Source organism: Paraburkholderia hiiakae, assembly GCF_904848665.1.
Classification (GTDB): Bacteria; Pseudomonadota; Gammaproteobacteria; order Burkholderiales; family Burkholderiaceae; genus Paraburkholderia; species Paraburkholderia hiiakae.
The window spans coordinates 235648-260231 of sequence record NZ_CAJHCQ010000013.1 but is presented as its reverse complement, the minus strand read 5'-3'; the positions used below and the strand labels follow the sequence as shown (position 1 = coordinate 260231).

15 protein-coding genes, 1 tRNA gene, 1 pseudogene and 2 riboswitches are annotated in these 24584 nt (G+C 64.5%); of the genes and pseudogenes, 10 read left to right on the top strand and 7 right to left on the bottom strand.

Features of this window, described 5'->3' with window-relative positions:
* Positions 1 to 501 (bottom strand): annotated as a pseudogene (locus JMY28_RS24390) (heme utilization protein); the annotation flags it as partial.
* Positions 502 to 1091: 590 nt separating this feature from the next.
* Here JMY28_RS24390 and JMY28_RS24385 point away from each other — a divergent pair.
* A complete protein-coding gene (locus JMY28_RS24385; protein ID WP_201698450.1) occupies positions 1092 to 1937 on the top strand; it encodes a glycosyltransferase family 2 protein in 846 nt (281 codons plus the stop codon).
* Here JMY28_RS24385 and JMY28_RS24380 read toward each other — a convergent pair.
* From JMY28_RS24380 to JMY28_RS24370, 3 genes are all read right to left on the bottom strand, one after another.
* Complete coding sequence (locus JMY28_RS24380; RefSeq protein ID WP_236597008.1) at positions 1915 to 2658, bottom strand: class I SAM-dependent methyltransferase; 744 nt, start codon at positions 2656 to 2658, stop codon at positions 1915 to 1917. The genes JMY28_RS24385 and JMY28_RS24380 overlap by 23 nt on opposite strands.
* Before the next feature lie 45 nt (positions 2659 to 2703).
* Positions 2704 to 3534, bottom strand: coding sequence for a hypothetical protein (locus JMY28_RS24375; RefSeq protein WP_201698449.1), 831 nt, complete (start codon positions 3532 to 3534; stop codon positions 2704 to 2706).
* Positions 3535 to 3823: 289 nt separating this feature from the next.
* A tRNA-Arg gene (locus JMY28_RS24370) sits at positions 3824 to 3899 on the bottom strand.
* A gap of 318 nt (positions 3900 to 4217) precedes the next feature.
* On the opposite strand from JMY28_RS24370, the gene JMY28_RS24365 reads away from it, so the two are divergent.
* Positions 4218 to 5141 carry a c-type cytochrome gene (locus JMY28_RS24365; protein WP_201698448.1) on the top strand — a complete coding sequence of 308 codons (924 nt, stop codon included), beginning with the start codon at positions 4218 to 4220 and terminating at the stop codon, positions 5139 to 5141.
* 90 nt (positions 5142 to 5231) lie between these two features.
* Here the strand turns inward: JMY28_RS24365 and JMY28_RS24360 are convergent, their stop codons facing one another.
* The gene (locus JMY28_RS24360) at positions 5232 to 7322 is read right to left on the bottom strand and encodes a UvrD-helicase domain-containing protein (protein ID WP_201698447.1); all 2091 of its coding nucleotides are present in this window, start codon (positions 7320 to 7322) and stop codon (positions 5232 to 5234) included.
* Positions 7323 to 7632: 310 nt separating this feature from the next.
* Between JMY28_RS24360 and JMY28_RS24355 the strand changes: the two genes are divergently transcribed.
* The 8 genes from JMY28_RS24355 (at position 7633) to JMY28_RS24320 (ending at position 19058) form a co-directional block, all read left to right on the top strand.
* Positions 7633 to 8682 carry an oxidoreductase gene (locus tag JMY28_RS24355; protein WP_201698446.1) on the top strand — a complete coding sequence of 350 codons (1050 nt, stop codon included), beginning with the start codon at positions 7633 to 7635 and terminating at the stop codon, positions 8680 to 8682.
* A 177-nt stretch (positions 8683 to 8859) separates the two neighbouring features.
* Positions 8860 to 9228, top strand: coding sequence for a hypothetical protein (locus JMY28_RS24350; RefSeq protein WP_201698445.1), 369 nt, complete (start codon positions 8860 to 8862; stop codon positions 9226 to 9228).
* A 214-nt stretch (positions 9229 to 9442) separates the two neighbouring features.
* A riboswitch (glycine riboswitch) is annotated at positions 9443 to 9553 on the top strand.
* A gap of 58 nt (positions 9554 to 9611) precedes the next feature.
* A riboswitch (glycine riboswitch) is annotated at positions 9612 to 9746 on the top strand.
* An 89-nt stretch (positions 9747 to 9835) separates the two neighbouring features.
* Positions 9836 to 10954 (top strand): glycine cleavage system aminomethyltransferase GcvT, encoded by a 1119-nt coding sequence (gene gcvT, locus JMY28_RS24345; RefSeq protein ID WP_201698444.1) that lies wholly within the window; start codon positions 9836 to 9838, stop codon positions 10952 to 10954.
* A 75-nt stretch (positions 10955 to 11029) separates the two neighbouring features.
* Positions 11030 to 11410: a glycine cleavage system protein GcvH gene (gene gcvH, locus JMY28_RS24340; RefSeq protein ID WP_028203325.1), complete on the top strand. Its 381-nt coding sequence runs from the start codon at positions 11030 to 11032 to the stop codon at positions 11408 to 11410.
* Positions 11411 to 11492: 82 nt separating this feature from the next.
* On the top strand, positions 11493 to 14444 hold the full coding sequence (gene gcvP / locus JMY28_RS24335; RefSeq protein ID WP_201698443.1) for an aminomethyl-transferring glycine dehydrogenase: 2952 nt from the start codon (positions 11493 to 11495) through the stop codon (positions 14442 to 14444).
* Positions 14445 to 14769: 325 nt separating this feature from the next.
* Positions 14770 to 15771 carry an alginate lyase family protein gene (locus JMY28_RS24330; protein WP_201698464.1) on the top strand — a complete coding sequence of 334 codons (1002 nt, stop codon included), beginning with the start codon at positions 14770 to 14772 and terminating at the stop codon, positions 15769 to 15771.
* Between the two features lie 105 nt (positions 15772 to 15876).
* Entirely contained in the window at positions 15877 to 17265 is a 1389-nt protein-coding gene (locus JMY28_RS24325) for an L-serine ammonia-lyase (protein WP_201698442.1), read from the top strand.
* Between the two features lie 74 nt (positions 17266 to 17339).
* On the top strand, positions 17340 to 19058 hold the full coding sequence (locus tag JMY28_RS24320) for a thiamine pyrophosphate-binding protein (protein ID WP_201698441.1): 1719 nt from the start codon (positions 17340 to 17342) through the stop codon (positions 19056 to 19058).
* A 123-nt stretch (positions 19059 to 19181) separates the two neighbouring features.
* On the opposite strand, the gene JMY28_RS24315 is transcribed toward JMY28_RS24320, so the two are convergent.
* Positions 19182 to 20330: a branched-chain amino acid ABC transporter substrate-binding protein gene (locus JMY28_RS24315; RefSeq protein ID WP_201698440.1), complete on the bottom strand. Its 1149-nt coding sequence runs from the start codon at positions 20328 to 20330 to the stop codon at positions 19182 to 19184.
* A gap of 96 nt (positions 20331 to 20426) precedes the next feature.
* Positions 20427 to 24386 carry a trifunctional transcriptional regulator/proline dehydrogenase/L-glutamate gamma-semialdehyde dehydrogenase gene (gene putA / locus JMY28_RS24310; RefSeq protein WP_201698439.1) on the bottom strand — a complete coding sequence of 1320 codons (3960 nt, stop codon included), beginning with the start codon at positions 24384 to 24386 and terminating at the stop codon, positions 20427 to 20429.
* Between the last annotated feature and the right edge of the window lie 198 nt (positions 24387 to 24584).

The window sequence follows — 24584 nt, the reverse complement described above, 5'->3', positions numbered from 1 at the left end:
GTTCAGGTCCGCCGTGCCGAGCTGCGCAACCTGGCTGGACGTCAGTGCCGCGATACCCGCCGTACCCAGGCCATTCACGACCTGGTTTGTGCTCAGCGCCTTGATGTCAGCGCTATTCAGCGCGTCGACCTGAGCCGAGGTGAGATTCGACAGCTGAGCCGTGCTCAAGCTGGCGATCTGGAACGTTTGCAGCGTGCCGATCGCGTTGGTGCCCAGACCGACGATTGCGCTTGCGCTGATCGCTGCGATCTGACCTGTCTTCAGCGCCTGGAGGGCCGAAGTGGACAGCCCCGCAAGCTGCTCTGAGTGAAGCTGGTTGATCGCCGCGCTGCTAAGCGAAACGATCGCCGATGCACTGATCGCGTTCAGCTGGCCCGAAGTGAGGCTGCTCATGTCCGCTGTTGTCAGTGCTGCGACATCGGCCGTGGTGAACGTCGCAAATTGCTGTGTTGACAGCTGCCCGACCTGGGTCGGTGTTAGCGACGAGATGATCGAAGTCATGTTTTATTTTCCTTCCGATTGCATCCAGTGAGGTTCGCGTGTGGCCCAACTGCAGCCTTTGCCGCCGACAATCACCCAAACCAAAAAGTGTCGGCTCTTTGTAAACATTGGCCACTGCCCGAGCTCTCAGCGCTAGAGTGCAGCCTCCGTGCATAACGGCACCGGCCAGAGCGAGTTAAGGGTTTGGAAGAAAAATTTGGTAAGAACTTCAGAATATTTGTAAGGAGGCCGATGAAATAAGCACTGCCGACGGTTTGCGCAAGAAAGGCGCAAACGTTTCACAAGAGAAAATCGATGCTTTCAGAAGAGAAACAGCATGAATCGCGGCAGTTCGGCGGCGATGCCCGGATGCAAGCGCCATACGACGCCAGGTCGATGCGACAGGCTTTCGAAGGCGTGTTCGGTCGTGGGATTTCCGATATATTTGCAGCGGCCGCCCAAGCCGGGCGCGCAGGAACGTCGGCTCCGGGTCACTTACGTGTCGGAAGCCTTACAAATTACCACCTAAGTAAGCGGCACGCGTCGCCACACGATTCGTCGTTGAAGGCAATGCGAAGTAGTAACCTTACGGCCGAATAACGCGATCTATCATGCGCACTGGAATTGTCACAATACAAAAGAACCGGGCTCCCTGGATTCCGGAATGGATTGCGTTTCACCATCTGGCCGGTTTCAACAGATTCTATTTTTACGCCCACAACTGCACCGACGATACGGCGCAGGTATTGCAGAGATTGGGCCAGCTTTACGACATCAAGTCGTTTACGCTTACCACGGATCAAAATCGCGTCCAGCTAAGCGCTTATCAACATGCCTATGAAAATTTCGGGCACGAGTGCGACTGGCTTGCGTTTATCGATGGGGACGAGTTTTTGTTTCCGGTCGCAGACCGCACGATTGGCGCAGCGCTCGACCGGTTCAACTACGAGAAGATTTCCGCAATCGGCGCGTATTGGTCGTGCTTTGGAAGTTCAGGCCACGTGGACGAACCCGCGGGCCTGATTGTGAAGAACTACCGACACCGGTTCGCCCTCGACGCACCGGCCAACAGGCACGTCAAAAGCATCGTTAGGGGAAGGCAAAATACGTCGGTCGGTCCCAACGCCCACATTTTCAACACGCCGTATGGAACCGTCGATGAAAACATGCGGCAGGTAACCACGGGGGCGGCCCCTTACGATCCCACCCACCAGTACTTCAGGATCAATCATTACGCCTGCCAGAGCCTTGAATTTTTCCGCAAATTCAAGCAGCGATCGGGCGCGGCAGATGCAGGCCAGGCATTCGTCAGGCCCGATAGCTGGTGGACTGAATACGATCGCAACGATTGCTTCGACGCTTCGCTGGAGTCGTGGTACCCCCAACTGGAAGCCGAAGTTCAGCGCATCGGCTTCACTGATTTCGCCGGGCGATTTACGCCGCCTTCCGACGCTTGACCTTAGCTCGCGGGGCCAGCGGCGTTTGATCGACTACCGGTTCGGCAACCGCCTTGACCACGTACTGAAACGCAATCGCGTCCTGCTTCGCCTGCTCCGGATCGACGCCAGACGCTTGAGCCATCTGTCCTATGGCGGCAAGTACCTGAGGATCAGGCTGATGGAAGATGCGGGCGCGCATATCGACGATCTGGAATCCACTCGAGTGGAACAGATCGATCAGCGTGAGCCTCGTGAACCAGCGAATATGCGTACGGTCCAGCAGCCCCGAGTCCTGATAGATGAACCGGCCCGTGTTCAAGCAGGTCTGCAGACTCCAATTTTGTGCGTTCGGCACACAGGCGATCACCTCCACAGGACCGCTCGCCTCCTGCCTGATCTTCTTCAGAAGCTTCCACGGATCGTACAGGTGCTCGAGCGCGTCGGCGAATACCCAGCTCTGGGCCGAGGAAAGGTCGCTGAAGGCCTCGTCGTCAAGCTTCTCGACGTTGCCGCAGATCACGTCCGTGCAATAGCGCCTGGACGCCTGCGCGTATTCCTCGACAATTTCGATCCCGACGTACCGGCAATCGGAATTGAGCTCGCGATAAGCGCGCGCCAGCGCACCGCTGCTGGATCCGACTTCCACCACGCAGGCGGCGTCCTTTCGCATTAAATGAAGGACATCGGCATTGTGAATGTCGTTAATCGGTGTTTGCTGGATGTCTTGAACGGGTTGCACCGCGAACCTCTCGTAGGGGCGACTGGTTTGAATAGCGTATTGGTACTAGGCCTGCGCAGCGCGCTGGGTAGCAAGACGATCGAGCAGACTGGCTCGCATCAGGAAAAAGGCCGTGAGGAATTCCGGATGCCCCGTTTCCGTGGCCGCGCGTTTGAGCGCGTCCATTGCGACGAGATCCAGGGCATTGCCCATCAGCGGCGAGTTGTATGAAAACGGCAGTTTCATCCCGTTGAAGCTACGCACTTTCCATCGCGGCTCAGTACCAAGGATCAGTGAGGCGATTCGCTCAACGAGAAAGACCTTCGCCGGCGCGGCCTTGTGGTCGTATTTGACATCGCCGCTTAGCAGCCTGCCGAACTCGCTGGCTTCGTCTTCGGCGAGATTGAACAGAAGCTCGCATTTTTCCAGCCAGCGGCGCCAGAACGCTGGCTTCGCGACGAGGTAATTGCAGAAAATCGTGCTAGCGGTGCTCATGACGATGCTATCGACCACTATGCCCGGCGCAACCAGTTCGAGCGCCTGCTTGATGATTTCGTCGCTACCGGCATGCAGAAACTTCATCTGCTCGAAAACGTTGAGAAAAAGCGCGGAGTGATCGAAAAACGGCGAAAACGTTACGACATCGACGTCATCGTGCGTTTCCGCGAGAAACTGCATGACCTGCGCAGAATCCAAACCCGTCTTGCCGGCGAATTTAGGTGAAAGAAAGCCGTAACGCGTGTTCTCGTCGAGCGATTCGCGCATCAGAAAGCTTCTGATCGGCCAGTATTCGTACCAGTCTGGCCGCTGCCCCGTGTTGTCGAGCGGGAGGAAGCCGGAATCGAGACCCGCCTGAGTTTCCGGAGAGTAAAAGATCTGGAAGACGCGATTATTCATTGCACGCGCGCTCGTCGCCGCGGGCGAGTCCTGGGGGACAGCTTCGTCCGCGGCGGCGTCCCCGCTCGGGGAGTGGATATCAGACATGGGCAAGCTGGCGCTGTTCTGGATGCAATTGGACTGCGGGGCAGTCTAAGCCATGCCCTTGTGCCGCAATCCTCCAAGCTGGCACGGAGTTCACCGGCAATTCACCGTTTGACGCCGCACGAATGCGAAAGCCGGTTTCCCCAACGGATCGGATAGTGGCAAATCTGAAAAAGGAAGCGACGGGGGGAAAACAATAGATTCTTGGCGCGCCCGGCTGGGATCGAACCAGCAACCCCTGCCTTCGGAGGGCAGTACTCTATCCATTGAGCTACGGGCGCATTGACTTGCTGACACTGCCGTCTGACCGAAGAACTCGGGGAAAGCAGCACCGAAGAGAGACCGAGAGAATAACCGGTTTCGGTTAAACCGTCCACCGCGCGGCCTTCCCGCCGGTTATTCGGGGTCATATTGCATCACGGCGCGCCACACGCCACCGCCAGCCCTCCCGCTCCGGGTAAACGCCCGCTGAACTACGTCCGCACACGCCCACCAGCCGGAAAACCTTCCGTCTATAATCGTCGGTGTTTGATCTGCCGCATGGCCATTGCCGTCCTGCTGTACCGCTCACCATAAAACCAACGGGAGTCGAGACAAGCATGAGCGAAGCACCCCACGGAGCCCCGATCAAAACGCCCGGCCAGCTGATCGCCGCTGTCATCGCCGGGTTTGCCGTCCCCATCGTCATCATCATTCTGCTCGCCTATTACGTCGACAACACGACGCGCACCGGCGCGGGCACCGACGAGCTCTCCACCCAGCAGGTCGCCGCACGCATTGCGCCGGTCGCGCAAGTCAACGTGCGCGACGCCAACGCGCCGCGCGTCTATAAGACAGGCGAGCAGGTCTTCCAGGCTGTCTGCGCCGCGTGTCACGCCTCTGGAGCCGCCGGCGCACCGAAGTTCGGCAATTCAGGCGACTGGGCACCACGCATCGCGCAGGGCTTCGACACGCTGTGGAAAACGGCGCTTTCGGGCAAGGGCGCGATGCCCCCGCGCGGTGGCACGAGCCCCGACGACTACAGCGACTACGAAATTGGCCTCGCCGTCGCCTATATGGCGAACCACGCCGGCGCGAACTTCCAGGACCCGCCCAAGCCCGCACCGGGCGCGGCTAATGCAGCCAACGCAGCATCGGGCGCGGCTGCCGCTGCAGCGGCCTCGGGCGCAGCGGGCGCCGATGCGAACGCCGCCCAGGCGCAGGCTGCCGCGGCGGCGATCGCGGCCATCCCGCAGGCGTCGTCCGCTCCCGCGGCAGGCGGCGACACGCAAAGCGCCGACGCCTCGCAGGCGGGCAAGGCGCTCTATCAGCAGGTCTGCCAGGCGTGTCACGCCGCGGGCGTGCTGGGCGCGCCGAAGTTCGGCAACAAGGCCGACTGGGCGCCGCGTCTCAAGGAGCCGATGGACACCGTCTACAACTACGCGCTGCACGGCAAGGGCCAGATGCCTCCCAAGGGTGGCTCGACGGCGCCAGACGCCGACGTGAAGGCCGCCGTCGATTACATGGTTAGCGCGGCGAAGTAAGCGACTCACACGCGCATCGCGCAGAAACACGAAGGGCCGCATCGATCATCGATGCGGCCCTTCGTGCTTTCGATCAGAGGGCAGCGGCGTTCACCCCTTCTGCAACAACGCCTTCAAACTCGCCAACCGGTCCTTCGGCGTCATCGGCGCTTCTTCGGCGGTTGGCGGCGGCGCGTCGTCAAGGCCCATTTCCGGAATGAAACGCGACGCCTCGCACACCACCGTCTCGCGCGCCCGCTTGCGCTTCTTGCACCAGTTCAGATGCAGGCTGCGCTGCGCACGCGTGATCGCCACGTACATGAGGCGGCGCTCTTCCTCGATGCGCCCTTCGTCGATTACGTCGTCTTCCGAGCCGCCGCGGTGGGGCATGATCCCCTCTTCCACGCCGACGAGGAACACGTGCGGATACTCCAGCCCCTTCGACGCGTGCACGGTCGAAAGACGCACGGCGTCCGGGTCCTCTTCCTTGCCTTCGAGCATCGACATCAACGCGACGGTCTGGATCAGGCCCATGAGGTTCTTGCCGGTGTCGGCGAGACCGTCGGCGTTGTCATAGCCGGTCGCCTCGCTGTCTTCGCCAATGTCTTGCTCGGGCTTCGTACCCTTGCGCTTGAGCCACTCCATGAATTCGAGCACGTTCTGCCACTTCGACTGCGCCTGGCGCTCGTCGAAGGCGTCGTACAGATACGCCTCGTAGTGGATCGCATCCATGAGCTCGTCGAGCACAACCGTCGCCGGATCCTTCTGCGCGCGCTCGGCGAGGCGCTGCATGAAGTCGCAGAACACGCGCATCGGTTCGACCTGGCGCGCCGACAGCCGCGCCTCGATGCCGCCCATGTACACGGCCTCGAACAGCGACACCTTCGCCTGCCCCGCGAACGAACCGAGTGCTTCGAGCGTCGTGTTGCCCACGCCACGGCGCGGCGTGGTGATCGCGCGGATGAACGCGGGATCGTCGTCGTGATTGGCGATCAGGCGCAAGTAGGCGCAGATGTCCTTGATCTCGGCTTTGTCGAAGAACGACTGGCCGCCCGAGAGCACGTAGGGAATGCGCTCGCGGCGCAGCACCTGTTCGAAGATGCGCGCCTGAAAGTTGCCGCGATAAAGAATGGCGTAGTCGCGAAACTGCGCGCGCCGCTCGAACTTGTGCGCCGAAAGCCGGAACACGACCGATTCGGCCTCATGCTCTTCGTCGTTGCAAGGCGTCACGGTGATGGTGTCGCCCATGCCGTGCTCGGACCAAAGCTTCTTCTCGAAGAGCTTAGGGTTGTTCGCAATGACGTTGTTCGCCGCCGTGAGAATGCGCACCGTCGAGCGATAGTTCTGCTCGAGCTTGATGACGTGCAGCTTCGGAAAGTCCTTGCCGAGCTGCGCGAGGTTCTCTAGCGTGGCGCCGCGCCAGCCGTAGATCGCCTGATCGTCGTCGCCCACGGCCGTAAACGCCGCGCGCGGGCCCGCCAGCAGTTTCAGCAGCTCGTACTGGCAGGCGTTGGTGTCCTGGTACTCGTCGACGAGCAAATAGCGCAGCTTGTTCTGCCACCGGTCGCGCACCTGCTCGTTCTTCGCGAACAGCTCGGCAGGCAGGCGGATCAGGTCGTCGAAGTCCACAGCCTGATAGGCATGCAACGTCGCCATGTAGTTGCGATACACGATGGCGGCCTGGTGCTCGTCCTCGTTCGAGGCCGTGGCCAGCGCCTGTTCGGGCATCACGAGACCGTTCTTCCAGAGCGAGACGATCGACTGGATCTTGCGGATGAAGCCTTTGTCCGTCGAGCCCACCTGCTCCTGGATCATGGCGAAGCAGTCGTCGGAGTCCATGATCGAGAACTGGGGCTTGAGGCCCAGATGCTCGGCTTCCTGGCGCAGGATCTGCACGCCCAGCGAGTGGAACGTGCAGACCGTCAGCTGGTTGGCCGGCACCTTGCGGCCTTCCTTGCCGGGCGTGGTGAGCGTCTTGCCTTCGAGCAGCTTGCCCACGCGCTCGCGCATTTCGGCGGCGGCCTTGTTTGTGAAGGTGACGGCGGCGATATGGCGCGGCTCGAAGCCTTTCGCTTCGATGAGGTGCGCGATCTTCTGCGTGATCACACGCGTCTTGCCGCTGCCCGCGCCGGCGAGCACGAGACAGGGACCGTCGAGGTAGCGCACCGCTTCGTTCTGGGCGGAATTGAGGCCTGCGGACATCGTTGCTGGATTGGAAAAACGGGTGGTACGGCTGGGATGCGGGAATTCGTGACGCCGCGGCTTCGGGCAATCACCGCCGAAGCGCGGCGCACCGCACGGCGCGAGGCGTGCGCACGTCGCAGCGGCCTCTCACGCGGGAGGTGCGATGCTAACACGGCGCAGCGATCCGCCGATGCCGCCCCCGATGTTGTGTCGCCAGTTCCCTTTCTTGGTCGCTCATCCGTCCCTCGGCTCGATTCGCACGTTCTACGCGCCGTGCCACAATGACGGGCTCCCGCCACCCGCACTCGCTGGAAAAAGGAAGCGCTAAATGACTGCACCGCTGCAAATCGGCCTGATGGGCTACGGCTTCGCCGGCCAGACCTTCCACGCCCCCGTGATCGCGCATAGCGGCGCCGCGCAGCTCGCGGCCATCGCAACGAGCCAGGGCGAGCGCGCCCAGGCCGACTATCCCGACGCCGCGATCGTGCCCGACCTCGACGCGCTGCTCTCGATCGACGCCATCGAATGCGTCGTGATCGCCACGCCCAACGACACGCACTACGACCTCGCGCGCCGCACGCTCGAGCGCGGCAAGCACGTGCTGGTCGACAAGCCGGTCACGCTCACTTCCGAGGAAGCGCGCACGCTCGCGTCCATCGCGAAGCAGCGTGGCCTCGTGTTCGCACCGTTTCACAACCGCCGCTGGGACGGCGATTTCCTCACCGTGCGCGAGCTGATCGCAGGCGGCGAACTCGGGCGCGTCACGCACTACGAATCGCATTTCGACCGCTTCCGCCCGCAAGTGAAGCCGCGCTGGCGCGAAGACGCCACGCGCGGCGGCGGCCTGCTCTACGATCTCGGCCCGCATTTGATCGACCAGACGCTCGCGCTCTTCGGCGCGCCCGAGTCGATCACCGCGTTCGTCCACACGCGCCGCGAAAACGCGAGTGCGCCGGACTATGCGCACCTCGTGCTGCGCTACCCGACCCACGACGCCGTGCTGCACGCCAGCGCACTCGCCGCCTACGCGCCGCGATTCGCGATTCATGGCACGCGTGGCAGCTATTTGAAGAACGGGCTCGACACCCAGGAAGATCAGCTCAAGGACGGCCTGCGCCCGGGCCAGCCCGGTTTCGGCGCGGGCAACGAGGCCGGCCGCCTGCACGTACTGCGCGACAACGGCCAGGAAGCCGATATCGAAGTTCCCAACGCAGCCGGCAATTACGCCGATCTGTACCGCGCGCTTGCCGCGGCGATCCGCGAGGACAAGCCGTTCCCGGTGAGTCCGCAGGACGCCATCGACGTCATGACACTCGTCGAGCTCGCCATGCAAAGCGCGAAGGAAGGCCGCACGCTGGCGTTCGTGCGCCGGTCCTGATCGCCCTGGCTTGCGCTTTCGGAGCGGCGTCGACCTTGCATTGCGCCGACGCCGCTGAAAGGTCCATACAAACGGTTACATCTGCTTGCCGCTGTCGGGTCATCACGCGGCAATAGGAAGACGTTTGTAGACATGCTGGACAAAAAAGCAGCAACGACAAGACAAAGGAGAGTCTGAATGACCCGCTACACCCACGCGCTGCGTTTTATCGCCGCTGGCGCGCTCGTCTCGACCCTTGCCGCGTGCGTGGTCAACCAGCCGGCGCAGCGGCCCGCTCCGCCGCCCGGCCCGAACCCGCACGAAGTCGCCGTCGACCGCCTGCATCAGGTCGATGGCCGGATCGACAACCTGGGCCACCGCATCGACATGCGCGTGAATCAGGGCTACTACCCGCCGCCTCAGGGCAACGCGCTCCATCACCGTCTCGACACGATCCGCGGTGAAGCCCACGACATGGCTGCGCAGCATGGCGGCGGCATTTCGCCCGAGGAGCAGCGCGTGCTGAACCAGGAACTCGACACGGCCGCCCACGCCATCGGCGAGTAAGCGCTACGCACATTTGCCTCACACGCACGGACCGCGCTCGCGGTTCGTGCCTCTTCCGCGCTCACACCCGAACCGCCCCCGTTTTTTATCGGCGCCGCATAATCCGTGCTGCCGCTGCGCGCCAGCCAATACCAGCACGCCCCACGGCCCTTTGCCCGCGCCGCACACAGAATTTTTCCGCATTGACATAGCCCCGAGGCGTCGCGCACAATCGCTGCGCGCGCCGGGAGAGCGCGCCGTTTGCTCTAGTTTGCTTTCGCTAGTGCAACCGGCGCCGCCGAAGGGGCAACCCACAAACTCTCAGGCAAAAGGACCGTGCGCGCCGGACCGCTGATTCGCTGCAGTTGCGCTTTTTGCGCGAGGTAACGCGAAGCAGTTGATCAGTCCGCAACTCTGGAGAGCGGCAGTAGAGCGGGCGGCGGCGGAAAAATCCCCCACGCGTTCAGGCTGCCCACCGAAGGGGCGCGCGCCAGCATCAAAGGCGCAATCTCTCAGGTACCGAGGACAGAGGGGCCATGCAAGAATCGACCACGGGCATCGTGCCTGCGGCGCTTCCTGCATGGCCTTTTTCGTTTTCGCGCGAACTTTCGCGACCGCCTGAGGCCCCATGACCGAACTCAAACGCACCCCGCTGAACGACACGCACCGCGCGCTGAACGCCCGCATGGTCGACTTCGGCGGCTGGGACATGCCCGTCAACTACGGCTCGCAGATCGACGAGCATCGCGCCGTGCGCACCGACGCCGGCATGTTCGACGTCTCGCACATGTGCGTAGTCGACTTTTCGGGCCCGAAGGCGCGCGAGTTCTTCTCCCGCGCGCTCGCCAACAACGTCGCCAAGCTCACTACGCCGGGTAAGGCGCTGTATTCCTGCATGCTGAACCCCGAAGGCGGCGTGATCGACGACCTGATCGTCTACTTCTTCGCCGACGACCAGTTCCGCACCGTCGTCAACGCCGGCACGGCCGAAAAAGACATCGCCTGGTTCGAGAAGCTCAACGCCGAAGGCGGCTTCGGCCTCACCATCACGCCGCGCCGCGATCTCGCGATCGTCGCCGTGCAAGGCCCGAACGCGCGCGAAAAGGTCTGGCAGGTCGCGCCCTCGTCGCGCAGCGACACCGAAGTTCTCAAACCCTTCAACGCCGCGAAGATCGAAGCCACGCCGTTCGGCGAGCTGATGATCGCGCGTACGGGCTACACCGGCGAAGACGGCTTCGAAATCGTGTTGCCCGCAGTGGCCGTGTGCGAGTTCTGGGACGCCCTGCAGCGCCAGGGCGTGAAACCCTGCGGCCTGGGCGCCCGTGACACGCTGCGCCTCGAAGCGGGCATGAACCTCTACGGCCAGGACATGGACGACGGCGTCTCGCCGCTCGACGCCGGCCTCGCCTGGACCGTCGACATGAAGGAGCCGCGCGACTTCGTCGGCCGTCCGGCGCTGGAAGCGAACGGCTCGCGTTCGGCCTTCGTCGGCCTGATCCTGCAGAAGGAAAACGGCAAGGCCGGCGGCGTGCTGCGCGCGCACCAGAAAGTGCTCACGCCGCATGGCGAGGGCGAGATCACGAGCGGCACGTTCTCGCCGAGCATGCAGGAATCCATCGCCTTCGCGCGCGTGCCGCAGGGCGTGCAGCCGGGCGATGTCGTGCAGGTGCAGATCCGTGACAAAGCCCTTCCCGCAAGCGTGGTAAAACTGCCGTTCGTGCGCAACGGCAAGGTGCTCGCCGCCTGATCCGCGAGGATCCTGCCGCCGCGCACGCCCTCCCCCTTTCGAGCAACAAAAACCGAACCACGCACTGGAGCAACCATGAGCATCCCGGCCGATCTGAAATACACCGAATCGCACGAGTGGATCCGCACCGAAGCCGACGGCACGCTGACCATCGGCATCACCGACCACGCGCAGGAAGCGCTCGGCGACATCGTCTTCCTCGAGCTGCCGGAAGCCGGCCGCGCGGTCACGGCCGGCGACGCCGTTGCCGTAATCGAGTCGGTCAAGGCCGCCTCGGACATCTACGCGCCGGTCGCAGGCGAGATCATCGAAGCCAACACGTCGCTCGTCGATACGCCCGACCAGGTGAACGGCGCGCCGTACGAGTCGTGGCTCTTCAAGATCAAGCCCGCCGCCGACGCCAAGCTCGATTCGCTGATCGACGCCGCCGCCTACGAAAAGGCTATCGGCGCTTAACTCGCAACCTTGCCTTAACCGCCACGGCGCGGCGGCGCGCTCACAACGCCGCCCGCGCCGGCCGTAAAAACCCGGAATCCCTATGAAGCTCGAACACCCGGATCGTCTGATGAACTCCCCGCTCTCGCTTGCTGCGCTCGAAGCGCACGACGCTTTCGCCGCCCGCCACATCGGCCCCGACACGGCCGACCAGCAGGCGATGCTCGACGCGCTCGGCTTCACCTCGCGCGCCGCGCTGATCGATGCGGTGATTCCGGCGAAGATCCGCCGCAACGAGACGCTGCCGCTCGGGCCGTTCTCGCAGCCGCGCTCGGAAGCCGAGGCGCTCGCCGCCCTGCGCGCGCTCGCGGACAAGAACCAGGTGTTCCGCTCGTATATCGGGCAGGGCTACTACGACACACACACGCCGGCCGTCATCCTGCGCAACGTGCTCGAAAACCCGGCGTGGTACACCGCGTACACGCCGTACCAGCCGGAGATCTCGCAGGGCCGACTCGAAGCCCTGCTGAACTTCCAGCAAATGATCACCGACTTGACGGGCCTCGCCATCTCGAACGCGTCGCTGCTCGACGAGGCCACCGCCGCCGCCGAAGCCATGACGCTCGTGCAGCGCGTGGGCAAGTCGAAGTCGAACGTGTTCTTCGTCGCCGACGACGTGTTCGCGCAGACCATCGAAGTCGTGAAGACGCGCGCGAAGCCGATCGGCATCGAGGTGAAGGTCGGTCCGGCCGCTGAAGCTGTAAATGCAGGCGCCTTCGGCGTGCTGCTCCAGTATCCGGGCGTGAACGGCGACGTGCGCGACTACCGCGCGCTCGCGCAAGCCGTGCACGCAGCCGGCGGCGCGGTGATCGCCGCCGCCGACCTGCTCGCGCTCACCATGCTCACGCCGCCGGGCGACTGGGGCGCGGACGTGGCCGTGGGCAACTCGCAGCGCTTTGGCGTGCCGATGGGCTTCGGCGGCCCGCACGCCGCGTATCTCGCGGTCAAGGACGAATTCAAGCGCCAGATGCCGGGGCGTCTCGTCGGCGTGACCGTCGACGCGCAAGGCAACCCGGCGCTGCGCCTCGCGCTGCAAACGCGCGAACAGCACATCCGCCGCGAGAAGGCCACCTCGAACGTCTGCACGGCGCAAGCGCTGCTCGCGATCATGGCGAGCATGTATGCCGTCTACCATGGCCCGCAAGGCTTGAAGCGCATCGCGCAGCGCGTGAACCGCGTCGCCGCGATCCTCGCCGCGGGCGCGAAGCAACTGGGCTACACGCTGGTCAATGAAGCGTTCTTCGACACGCTCACGTTCGAAGCCGGCCCGCGCACCCAGGCGCTGCAGGACGCGGCGCTCGCGCGCGGCATGAACCTGCGCCATGTCAGCGAGACGCGCGTGGGCGTGTCCGTCGACGAAACCACCTCGCGCGCCGATCTGGCCGACCTGCTCGCCGTGTTCGCGCAAGCCGCGTTTGCGGGCGAAACGCCTCCGCTCGACAAGCTCGACGCCGAACTCACGCAAAACACCGCTTTGACGTTCCCGGCCGCGCTGGTGCGCGAAAGCGCATACCTCACGCACCCGGTGTTCAACCGTCACCATTCGGAAACGGAAATGCTGCGCTACCTGCGCAGCCTCTCCGACAAGGACCTCGCGCTCGACCGCTCGATGATCCCGCTCGGCTCGTGCACGATGAAGCTCAACGCGACCTCGGAAATGCTGCCGGTCACGTGGCCCGAGTTCGGCCGCATCCACCCGTTCGCGCCGGCTGAGCAAACCGTTGGCTATCGCGAGATGGTCGATCAGCTCGAACAGATGCTCGTGGCCGCAACGGGCTACGCGGCCGTCTCGCTTCAGCCGAACGCGGGCTCGCAGGGCGAATATGCTGGCCTGCTCATCATCCAGGCGTACCACGCCTCGCGCGGCGATGCGCATCGCAACGTCTGCCTGATCCCCGCTTCGGCGCACGGCACGAACCCCGCATCGGCGCAGATGGCCGGCATGCAAGTGGTCGTGGTCGCCTGCGACGCGCAAGGCAACATCGATCTCGCCGACCTCAAGGCCAAGGCCGAGCAGCACGCGGCAAAGCTCGCGGCGATCATGATCACGTACCCCTCGACGCACGGCGTGTTCGAAGAGAACGTGCGCGAAGTCTGCGAGATCGTGCACGCGGCGGGTGGCCAGGTGTACGTGGACGGCGCGAACATGAACGCGATGGTCGGTCTCGCGGCGCCTGGCCAGTTCGGCGGCGACGTCTCGCACCTGAACCTGCACAAGACCTTCTGCATTCCGCACGGTGGCGGCGGCCCGGGTGTCGGTCCGGTCGCGGTTGGCGCGCACCTCGCGCAGTTCCTGCCGAACCAGCTTTCGTCGGGCTACAAGCGCGACGATCACGGTATCGGCGCGGTGAGCGCGGCACCTTATGGCTCGGCCTCGATCCTGCCGATCTCGTGGATGTACATCGCCATGATGGGCGCGGCCAACCTGACCGCCGCGACCGAAAACGCGATCCTCAACGCGAACTACGTCGCAAACAAGCTCGCGCCGCACTTCCCGGTGCTCTACAGCGGCCCGGGCGGGCTCGTCGCGCACGAGTGCATTCTCGACCTGCGCCCCATCAAGGATGCAAGCGGCATCACCGTAGACGACGTGGCCAAGCGCCTGATGGACTACGGCTTCCACGCCCCGACCATGAGCTTCCCGGTGCCGGGCACGCTGATGGTCGAGCCGACCGAGTCGGAGTCGAAGGAGGAGCTGGACCGCTTCATCGACGCGATGGTTGCAATCCGTGAGGAAATCCGCGCCGTGGAAGATGGCCGAGCGGACAAGGAGGACAACCCGTTGCGCCACGCGCCGCACACGGCCGCCGTCGTGGTCGCCGACGACTGGAGGCACGCCTACTCGCGCGAGCAGGCTGCGTACCCGGTCGCGTCGCTCGTCGCTCGCAAGTACTGGCCGCCGGTTGGCCGCGCCGACAACGCGTACGGCGACCGCAACCTGTTCTGCTCGTGCGTACCGATCGGCGAATATGCCGATGAAACGGCAGGCGAATAAGCCTGGTCCGCGCCGCTGCGTTACCTCCGGTTAGCGCAGCGGCAGTCATCCCCCTCACATTTGCCGCCGCAAACCGCTAACATCACACACCTGTCAGCCTTGAATCAGGGAGTCGCGCATGGCGCGGAAGGTGGAAACGGATCTACTGCGGGTTCCACTGCGGGACTCATTGCGGGACTTACCGCATACCGCAACGCGGAATTCGGTCCGGCAGACCCGGCACGCGCGCGGCACGTTGCAAAACCGCCCGCAGCGCCTTGCCGCCGCGCTGGCGCTCGCCTGCGCATCGCTCGCCGGCACCTTCGCTGGCACGGCCCACGCGGCGATGAACTTCTGCGCGGCACCCGCGCTGCAATCGAGCGAGCGCACCAACTCCGACCCGGGCGTGAAGGCGCTCGTGGCCGACGTGCTGACGCATGTGAACGACATGCCGCGTCCATTGCCGCGCCTGCACACCGAGGGCACGCTGCCGCACGAAGGCATCTACGATCAGAGTGTCGAGGCCGCGAAGGAGCTCGACCTCATGCGCAACGCCGCGCTCGCGTGGCGCGCAACGAGCGACGAACGCTTTCTGAGGCTCGTGGACCGCTTTCTGCTCGCGTGGGTTACCACGTACAAGCCGAGCTTCAATCCCATCGACGAAACGCGTTTCGAGGGGCTGATACTCGCCTACGACATGACCGCGAGCGCACTGCCCGTAAAAACGCGCAATGCGACGATGCAGTTCCTGAACAGCTTCGCGAACGGCTATATCGCGCAGGTCGATGCGCAGTCGCGTCCGCTCAAGGGAACTTTCGCGAACAACTGGCAGAGCCATCGGGTCAAACTGATCGCGATGATCGCGTTCACGCTCGACAACCGCAAGATGATCGCGACGGCGCAACGGCTCTTCGTGGAGCATCTCGGCGACAACGTCGCGCCCGACGGCTCGACGCTCGACTTCACCGAGCGCGACGCGCTGCACTACGTGACCTACGATCTGCAGCCGCTCGTGACCGCCGCGCTCGCCGCGCGACGCCACAACCGCAACTGGCTGACCGAACGCGCGGCCAACGGCGCCACGCTCGCGGGTGCGCTCGACTGGCTCACGCCCTATGCGCTCGGCCAGAAATCGCACGAGGAATTCGTGCATTCGAACGTACCGTTCGACGCCAAGCGGCGCGAAGCGGGCCTGCCAGGCTATACCGGCCAGTGGGACCCGAAGAACGCCGCGGAACTGTTTCACCTTGCGGCGCGACTCGACGGCCGCTTTGCGCCGGTCGCGCTGAAACTCGCGCCCACGCCGCCCGCGTGGCTCGCCGTCTGTCTGCCGTTGCCGGCGCGGTAAACCGCGCCCGGGTTGCGGCGGCGGCACGGAACTAACGATGCCGCGGAACGTGACTTCCGCGCCGCATCCCCGCAAACCAACGTCAGACAAGCAGGAGCAGTACCCATGGCAGTGAGCGTTTTCGATCTCTTCAAAGTCGGCATCGGGCCGTCCAGTTCGCACACGGTCGGGCCGATGCGCGCGGCGCTGATGTTCGCCGAAGGACTCGAGCGCGACGGCCTGCTCGTGAGCACCGCCGCCGTGAAGGTCGAGCTGTACGGCTCGCTCGGCGCAACCGGCAAGGGCCACGGCACCGACCGCGGCGTCATGCTGGGCCTCATGGGCGACGCGCCCGACACCGTCGATCCCGATACGATCAGCGAGCGTCTCGAAGCTGTGCGCATCTCGCGCCAGCTCGCGCTCCTCGGCCGCCATCCGATCGGCTTCGTGCCGAAGGAGCACGTGGCGTTTTATCGCCAGGCGCTGCCCGAACACCCGAACGGCATGAAGCTGCGCGCGCTCGACGCGGGTGGCGACACGCTGCGCGAGAGTACCTATCTCTCGGTGGGTGGCGGTTTCGTCGTCACGGCCGGCGCGCCGAACTCGAAGGTACTCGCCGCCGCGCAGCAATTGCCGAATCCGTTCAGCACGGGCGCGCAGATGCTCGCGCTGTGCGCCTCGACGGGCAAGAGCGTCGCGCAGTTGATGCTCGAAAACGAGCGCGTCTGGCACAGCGACGAGCAGATCCGCTCAGGTCTCCTGCGTATTTGGGACGTGATGCAATCGTGCGTCTCACGCGGTTGCGGCATCAACAATCCCGACGCCGACGGCACGCTGCCCGGCCCCTTCGCCGTGAAACGCCGCGCCCCGCAGCTGTACCGCGCGCTCACGAGCAACCCCGAGCGCGCGCTGCAAGACCCGCTCTCGATGATCGACTGGATCAACCTGTACGCGATCGCCGTGAACGAGGAAAACGCCGCGGGCGGGCGAGTGGTGACGGCGCCGACGAACGGCGCAGCGGGCATCATCCCCGCTGTGCTGCACTACTACGTGCGCTTTACGCCTGGCGCAAACGAGCAAGGCGTGATCGACTTCCTGCTCACCGCAGCGGCCATCGGCATTCTCTACAAGCTCAACGCGTCGATCTCCGGCGCGGAAGTGGGCTGCCAGGGCGAAGTGGGCGTGGCCTGCTCGATGGCTGCGGGCGCGCTCGCAGCCGTCATGGGCGGCACGCCGCTGCAAGTGGAAAACGCCGCCGAAATCGGCATGGAGCACAACCTCGGCCTCACCTGCGATCCCGTCGGCGGCATGGTGCAGATTCCCTGCATCGAGCGCAACGCCATGGCTTCGGTGAAGGCCGTGAACGCCGCGCGCATGGCGCTGCGCGGTGACGGCGCGCACTATGTCTCGCTCGACTCCGTCATCAAGACGATGCGCGAGACCGGCGCCGACATGAAAACGAAGTACAAGGAGACCTCGCGCGGCGGCCTCGCGGTGAACATCGTCGAGTGCTGATTCGTTCAAGCGCTGTCGCCTTGCCCGAAGTATCCAGACGTAATCACGTAACGATCGAAGGAGACTTGACCGTCATGCAGCAGCCGAACGCATCCGCCACTACCGAAGCCACCACCACCGGCGCTCGCCTCGTCGTCGACGCACTCGTCGCCAATGGCGTCGAGCGCGTGTTCTGCGTACCGGGCGAGAGCTATCTCGCGGTGCTCGATTCGTTGTCCGACGAAACCGCGAAGATCGAAACCGTGGTGTGCCGTCACGAGGCGGCGGCGGCGAACATGGCGGAAGCGATCGGCAAGCTCACGGGCAAGCCGGGCGTCGCGCTCGTCACGCGCGGGCCGGGCGCCACGCACGCCTCGATTGGCGTGCACACGGCGTTCCAGGACTCCACGCCGATGATCCTGCTGATCGGCCAGGTCGCGCGGGATCAGATGGACCGCGAGGCGTTCCAGGAAATCGACTATCGACGCATGTTCGGCCAGATGGCCAAGTGGGTCACGCAGATCGACGACGCGCGCCGCGTGCCCGAATATCTGAGCCACGCGTTCCATATTGCGATGTCGGGCCGCCCGGGCCCGGTCGTGCTCGCGCTGCCCGAAGACATGCTGAGCGGCGCGATTCCCGCAGCCGAAGCGCAACCCATCGCGCCGCCCGCGCAGCGCGTGCAGGCCTCGCCTTCCGCGGCTCAGATGGAGCGCGTGCGCGAACTGCTCGCGGGTGCGAAGAAGCCGTTCGTGATCGCGGGCGGACATGGCTGGAACACACAGGCATGCGCGGACTTCCAGCGCTTCGTCGAGAACTGGCAATTGCCGGTCGGCCTCGCGTTCCGCTTCCAGGACACGCTCAACAACGAGCACCCGAACTACGCGGGCGATGTGGGTCTCGGCGTGAATCCCGCGCTCGCGAAGCGCATTCGCGAAGCCGACGTGCTGCTCGCGCTCGGTCCGCGTCTGGGCGAATCCACGACGGGCGGCTACACGCTCTTCGATATTCCCAGGACGAAGCAAACGCTCATTCACGTGCATCAAGGTGCGGAGGAACTCGGTCGCGTCTATGCAGCGGATCTGCCGATCGTTTCGGGCCTCGCGGAAATCGCGGCGCTACTCGCAGAGCTTCCCGCACCCGCTCAACCGGCGTGGGCCGGCAGTGCCGCCGAAGCGCACGAGGCGTGGCACGCATGGCGCAAGCCGCTGCCGATGCCGGGCGACGTGCAACTCGGCGAAGTCATGCAGCAACTGCGCGCACGCCTGCCCGACGACGCGATCGTCACGAATGGCGCGGGCAACTACGCGACATGGCTGCATCGCCATTTCGCGTATCGCCACTTCCGTTCGCAACTCGCGCCCACGAGCGGCGCGATGGGCTACGGCGTGCCCGCCGCGATCGCTGCGAAGTCGCTCTATCCTTCGCGCACCGTGGTCGCGCTCGCGGGCGATGGCTGCTTCATGATGGCCTCATCGGAACTCGCCACGGCGATGCAGTACGGGCTGAATGTCGTGTTCATCGTCGTGAACAACTCGCACTACGGCACGATTCGCATGCATCAGGAGCGCCACTATCCGAATCGCGTGCATGGCACGCAGCTCACGAACCCTGACTTCGCGGCGTTTGCGCAGTCGTTCGGCGCGCACGGCGAAGTCGTCACGACCACGGCGCAATTCGCGAGCGCGCTGGAGCGCGCGCTCACGGCAGGCAAACCCGCACTGATCGAGATCCGTGTGACGAAGGAAGCGAGCACGCCTGCGGCTACGCTCGAACAGATTCGCGAGGCAGGCAAGAAAACACGCGGCGGGTGACTGAAAAGGAATCCTGAATAAGCTCACCTTTCGAGCTGGATGAGTCATTGTGAGCGCATAAACAAAAGCCCCGCAGATCTTTCGATCCCGCGGGGCTTTTGACTTCAGCCGGGCGTCAGATGCTTACTTGCCGCCCACGCTTTGCAGCGTCGTCCACTTGCCGTCGACAACCTTGTACAGCGTGATGCCGCCGTTCTTCAGGTCGCCGCGCTGATCGTACGCGAGGTCCGACGTCGTGACAGCCTGCATGCTGGTCTTCGCGAGGAACGGCAGGTACTTCGCCGGATCCGTCGAGTTGGCCTTCTTCATGGCCGCGAACATCGCCATTGCGCCGTCGTAGGCGTACGGCGAATAGGTCTGCACGTCTTCGCCGAAGCGCTTCTTGTACTTCGTGACGTAGTCCTTGCCACCCGGCATCTGGTCGAGCGGCAGGCCGGCGAGCGATGCCACCGTGCCGTTCGCTGCGTCACCCGCGATCTGCAGGAAAGTCGGCGTGTGCACCATTTCGCCGCCCATCAGCGGGGCCTTGATGCCGAGCGACTTCATCTGCTTGACCATCGGTGCCGCTTGCGAATCCGCGCCGCCGAAGTAGACCAGGTCGGGGTTCATCGCCTTCGCCTTCGTCAGAACCGACTTGAAGTCGACGGCCTTGTCGTTGGTGTACTCACGGTCGATGATGGTGCCGCCCGCAGCCTTCGCAGCCTTCGAGAATTCGTCGGCGAGACCCTGGCCGTAAGCCGTGCGGTCGTCGATCACGACGATCTTCTTCATGCCCAGGCTCTTCACCGCGAACGCGCCCGCCACCGAACCTTGCTGCGTGTCCGAGGTCATCATGCGGAACGTGGTGTTGAAGCCTTGCTGCGTGTATTCAGGCGCCGTCGCCATGGCGATCTGCGGGATACCTGCGTTCGCGTAGATGCGCGAAGCCGGGATCGTCGTGCCCGAGTTGAAGTGGCCGAGCATGCCCTTGATGCCGTCGTCGACGAGCTTCTGTGCGACCGTCGTGCCGGTGCGCGGGTCAGCCTGATCGTCGGCCGAGTCGAGCACGAAGTGAACCGGCTTGCCGCCGATCATGGGCTTCGTTGCGTTTTCTTCTTCGACTGCGAGCGTGATGCCGTTCTGGAAGTCCTTGCCATAGTGCGCCTGCGCACCCGTCATCGGACCGGCGAAACCGATCTTCACGTCTTCGGCTTGTTGTGCGTGCGCAGTCCCCGCCAGCGACAGGGCGGCAACAAGCGTTGCGCCTGCCAGCTGCTTCATCGTGTGTTGCATTGCTTCTCCTTGGTACCAGGTATCAAACGAGCGGCTTCGGATTCGATGAGCCTTGCCGCTTCCTTGTCTTGAGACGACCGACAGTATGGCTTGCGCTTAACCGATCGTCATCAAATTTGCATTACCGCCTGCTGCTGCCGTATTCACGCTGACCGAACGTTCCGCGAGCAGTCGTTCGAGAGCGTAATCTTCATCGCCGTTGGCGAGCGCATGCGCTGCCACGCCTTGCACCGAGACGATCGGGCCAGGACGCTTGGCCACTTCCTTCACGAGTGCGAGCAGCTCGTCGCTGTCGCCTTCGAAGAGGACCGCATCGAAGTCGGCGTCGGCCGTCTTCTTGATCGCCACGTGTGCCTTCAGTGTTGCCGGGAGCGCGTTCACCAGCGCTTCGCCTGCTGCGCCCTGGAACAACGCGCGGTTGCCCGTTGCGAGCGCAACGGCCAGTTGTGCGCGTGCGCCCGTTGCCGTGGAGGGCACGCACAACACCGTGCCGCGCGCCGAAAGCGTGTACGTGTTGCGCTCGCCCGTCGGGCCCGGCAAAACCGCCGTGGCGCCCGCGAGCACGTATTCGAGGTAGCCGTCGCAACGGGCCGCGAGCGCAGGCTCGCGCTCGGCGATGAGCCAGTCGCGCAGCGTCGTGAGCGCCGAATGGGCAAACTGCGGTGCCGATTGCGGCGCGCCGTTGGTGCCTTGGGCACCTTGCGGCGCATCCACGACGAGCACATCGGCGAGCGACTTCGGCAAACCTGCCGGACGCTTCGCGAGCAAGCGCGAGAGATACAGCGCGCCACCCGCCTTCGGACCCGTGCCCGACAGGCCTTCGCCGCCGAACGGCTGCACGCCCACCACCGCGCCGATCACGTTGCGGTTCACATAGATGTTGCCCACGTGCGCACGGCCAATCACGTGCGCAATCGTTTCGTCGATACGCGTGTGAATGCCGAGCGTGAGGCCATAGCCCGTTGCGCGGATCTGCTCGAGCAGCTTGTCCAGCTGGCTGCGGCGATAGCGCACCACGTGCAGCACCGGGCCGAACACTTCGCGCTTGAGTTCGTCGAGGCTGTCGAGCTCGATGAGCGTGGGCGGAACGAACGTGCCTTGCGCGCAAGTGTCGGGCGTCGGCATCTGCTGGACCTTGCGGCCCTTTTCGCGCATGCCGGCCACGTGGGTGTCGATGCCGCGCTTGGCGTCAATGTCGATCACGGGGCCGACGTCGGTCGAGAGGCGGTCGGGGTTGCCCACCGCGAGTTCCTTCATCGCGCCCGTGAGCATTTCGAGCGTGCGGTCAGCCACGTCGTCTTGCAGGCACAGCACGCGCAGCGCGGAACAGCGCTGGCCGGCCGAGTCGAACGCGCTTTGCAGCACGTCGGCCACCACTTGCTCGGCGAGCGCCGACGAATCGACGATCATCGCGTTCTGGCCGCCAGTTTCAGCGATCAGCGGAATCGGGCGGCCTTCGGAGTCGAGACGCTCGGAAAGCGTCTTGTTGATGAGGCGCGCAACTTCCGTCGAGCCCGTGAACATCACGGCGCGCGTGCGGTGATCGGCGACGAGCGCCGCGCCCACGGTTTCGCCGTTGCCCGGCAGCAGTTGCACCGCGCCCGCCGGCACACCGGCTTCGCGCAGGATGCGCACGGCTTGCGCGGCGATCAGCGGCGTTTGTTCAGCAGGCTTCGCGAGCACCGTGTTGCCGGCTGCGAGCGCGGCGGCCACCTGGCCCATGAAGATCGCGAGCGGGAAGTTCCACGGACTGATACACACCACGGGGCCGAGCGGACGATGCGTGTCGTTCGAGAACTCGTCGCGGATCTGCGTGGAGTAGTAGCGCAGGAAGTCGATCGCTTCGCGAATTTCGGCCACGGCGTTCGGCAGCGACTTGCCCGCTTCGCGCACGATCAGGCCCATCAGCGTGTGCATCTGCGCTTCGAGCAAATCGGCGGCGCGCGCGAGGCAATCTGCGCGCGCTTCGACGGGCGTGGCCTGCCAGATCGGGGCGGCGGCCACGGCGTGCGAGAGCGCGGCGCTCACGTGCTCGCTCGTGGCTTCCACAACGGTCCCGACGAGATCGCGATGATCGGCGGGATTACGCACGTCGCGTACGGCGCTGTCTGCGATGACGTTGTCGGCGAGCAACGGCGCGGCGCGCCACGGGTGATGGGCGCTAGCCAGCAGCGCCGACGACAGCGAAGCGAGACGATGCTCATTCGAGAGATCGAGGCCCATCGAATTGAAGCGCTCGTTGCCGTACAACTCGCGCGGCAGCGGAATCTTCGCATGCGGCGCGCCGAGCGGCACGACCTTGGTGGCGTCGTCGATGGGGTTCGTGACCAGTTCGCTGACCGGCACGGATGCATCGGCGATGCGGTTCACGAACGACGTGTTCGCGCCGTTTTCGAGCAAGCGGCGCACGAGATACGCAAGCAGCGTTTCGTGCGTGCCGACCGGCGCGTAGACGCGGCACGGACGGTTGAGCTTGCCTTGCGCGAGCGGGCCCGTGACTTCTTCGTACAGCGGCTCGCCCATGCCGTGCAGGCACTGAAATTCGTACTGACCGGGATAGTAGTTCTGGCCCGCGAGGTGATAGATCGCCGAGAGCGTGTACGCGTTGTGCGTGGCGAACTGCGGATACACGGCATCCGGCGCGCCGAGCAGCTTCTTCGCACAGGCGAGGTACGACACGTCCGTGTAGATCTTGCGCGTGTACACCGGGTAGCCTTCGAGGCCATCCACTTGCGCGCGCTTGATTTCCGTATCCCAGTATGCGCCCTTCACGAGGCGGACCATGATGCGGTGACGGCTGCGGCGCGCGAGATCCACGATGTAGTCGATCACGAACGGGCAGCGCTTCTGGTAAGCCTGAACCACGAAGCCAATGCCGTTCCAGCCCGCCAGTTCCGGGTCGAAGCACAGCGCTTCGAGCAGGTCGAGCGAGAGTTCGAGGCGGTCCGCTTCTTCGGCGTCGATATTGAGGCCGATGTCATAGCGGCGGGCGAGCACGGCGAGCGCGCGCACGCGCGGCAGCAGCTCGCTCATCGTACGTTCCTGCTGCGCGCGCGAGTAGCGCGGGTGCAGCGCGGAGAGCTTGATCGAGATGCCCGGGCCTTCGTAGATGCCGCGTCCACCCGCGGCCTTGCCGATCGCGTGAATCGCCTGCTCATACGATGCGTAGTAGCGCTGAGCATCGGCTTCCGTCGTCGCGGCTTCGCCGAGCATGTCGTACGAGTAGCGGAAACCACGCGCTTCGAACTTGCGGCTGTTGGCAAGCGCTTCGGAGATGTTCTCGCCCGTCACGAACTGCTCGCCCATCAGGCGCATGGCCATGTCCACGCCCTTGCGGATCAGCGGCTCGCCGCCCTTGCCGATCATGCGCGTCAGCGCCGACGACAGGCCGGTTTCGCTGTTCGTCGTCACGAGCTTGCCGGTGATCATGAGACCCCAGGTCGCGGCATTCACGAACAGCGACGGCGCGTGGCCCACGTGCGACTTCCAGTCGCCCTTGCTGATCTTGTCGCGAATGAGTGCGTCGCGTGTGGCGCGGTCGGGAATGCGCAGCAGCGCTTCGGCGAGGCACATCAGCGCCACACCTTCCTGGCTGGACAGCGAAAACTCGTGGATCAGGCCCTCCACACCGCCGCCGGTGCCCTTTGCCCGCAACGTTTCCACGAGCTTGGTGGCGAGCTTCGTCACGTCGCCCGTGAGGTTGGCCGGCAGCCGCCCCTCGCCGATCAGGAACGGCACGCACTCCGGCTCCGGTCGGCGGTACGCGGCCGTGATGGCCGCGCGCAGCACCGACTGCGGTTGCACGTTCTGCGCGAATTCGAGGAAGGGGTGCGAGGCCGCTTCGTCGTCATCGGCGGTAGCACCTTCGGCGAGATCGGTCGCACCGACATGGCCATTGAGCTCGGGAGGCAGCTGGCCGTGCTCGATTTTCTCGAGATAGGCAAAGATGGCTTGCTTGATGAGCCAGTGCGGCGTGCGCTCGAGCCGTGTGGCGGCGTCCTTGAGGCGGGCGCGGAGGAGATCGTCGACTTTGACGCCAAGTGTGGTGCTAGCCATGTTTCCTTCGTATGCCGGCAGATCCACACCGGCGGTGACTAAAAAGTTGGCGAATCGTAACCCTACAAATAAAAAGGTGCAACCACTCTCTCGATATGGTTGCACCACTATGGAAACCTTGTGCAGCCGGGCTTTACGGCCGATGGCCGCCCACCGGGCCGCGCGGGTTGCGCTCGGTATTTTCCCTGGTCCTACAAC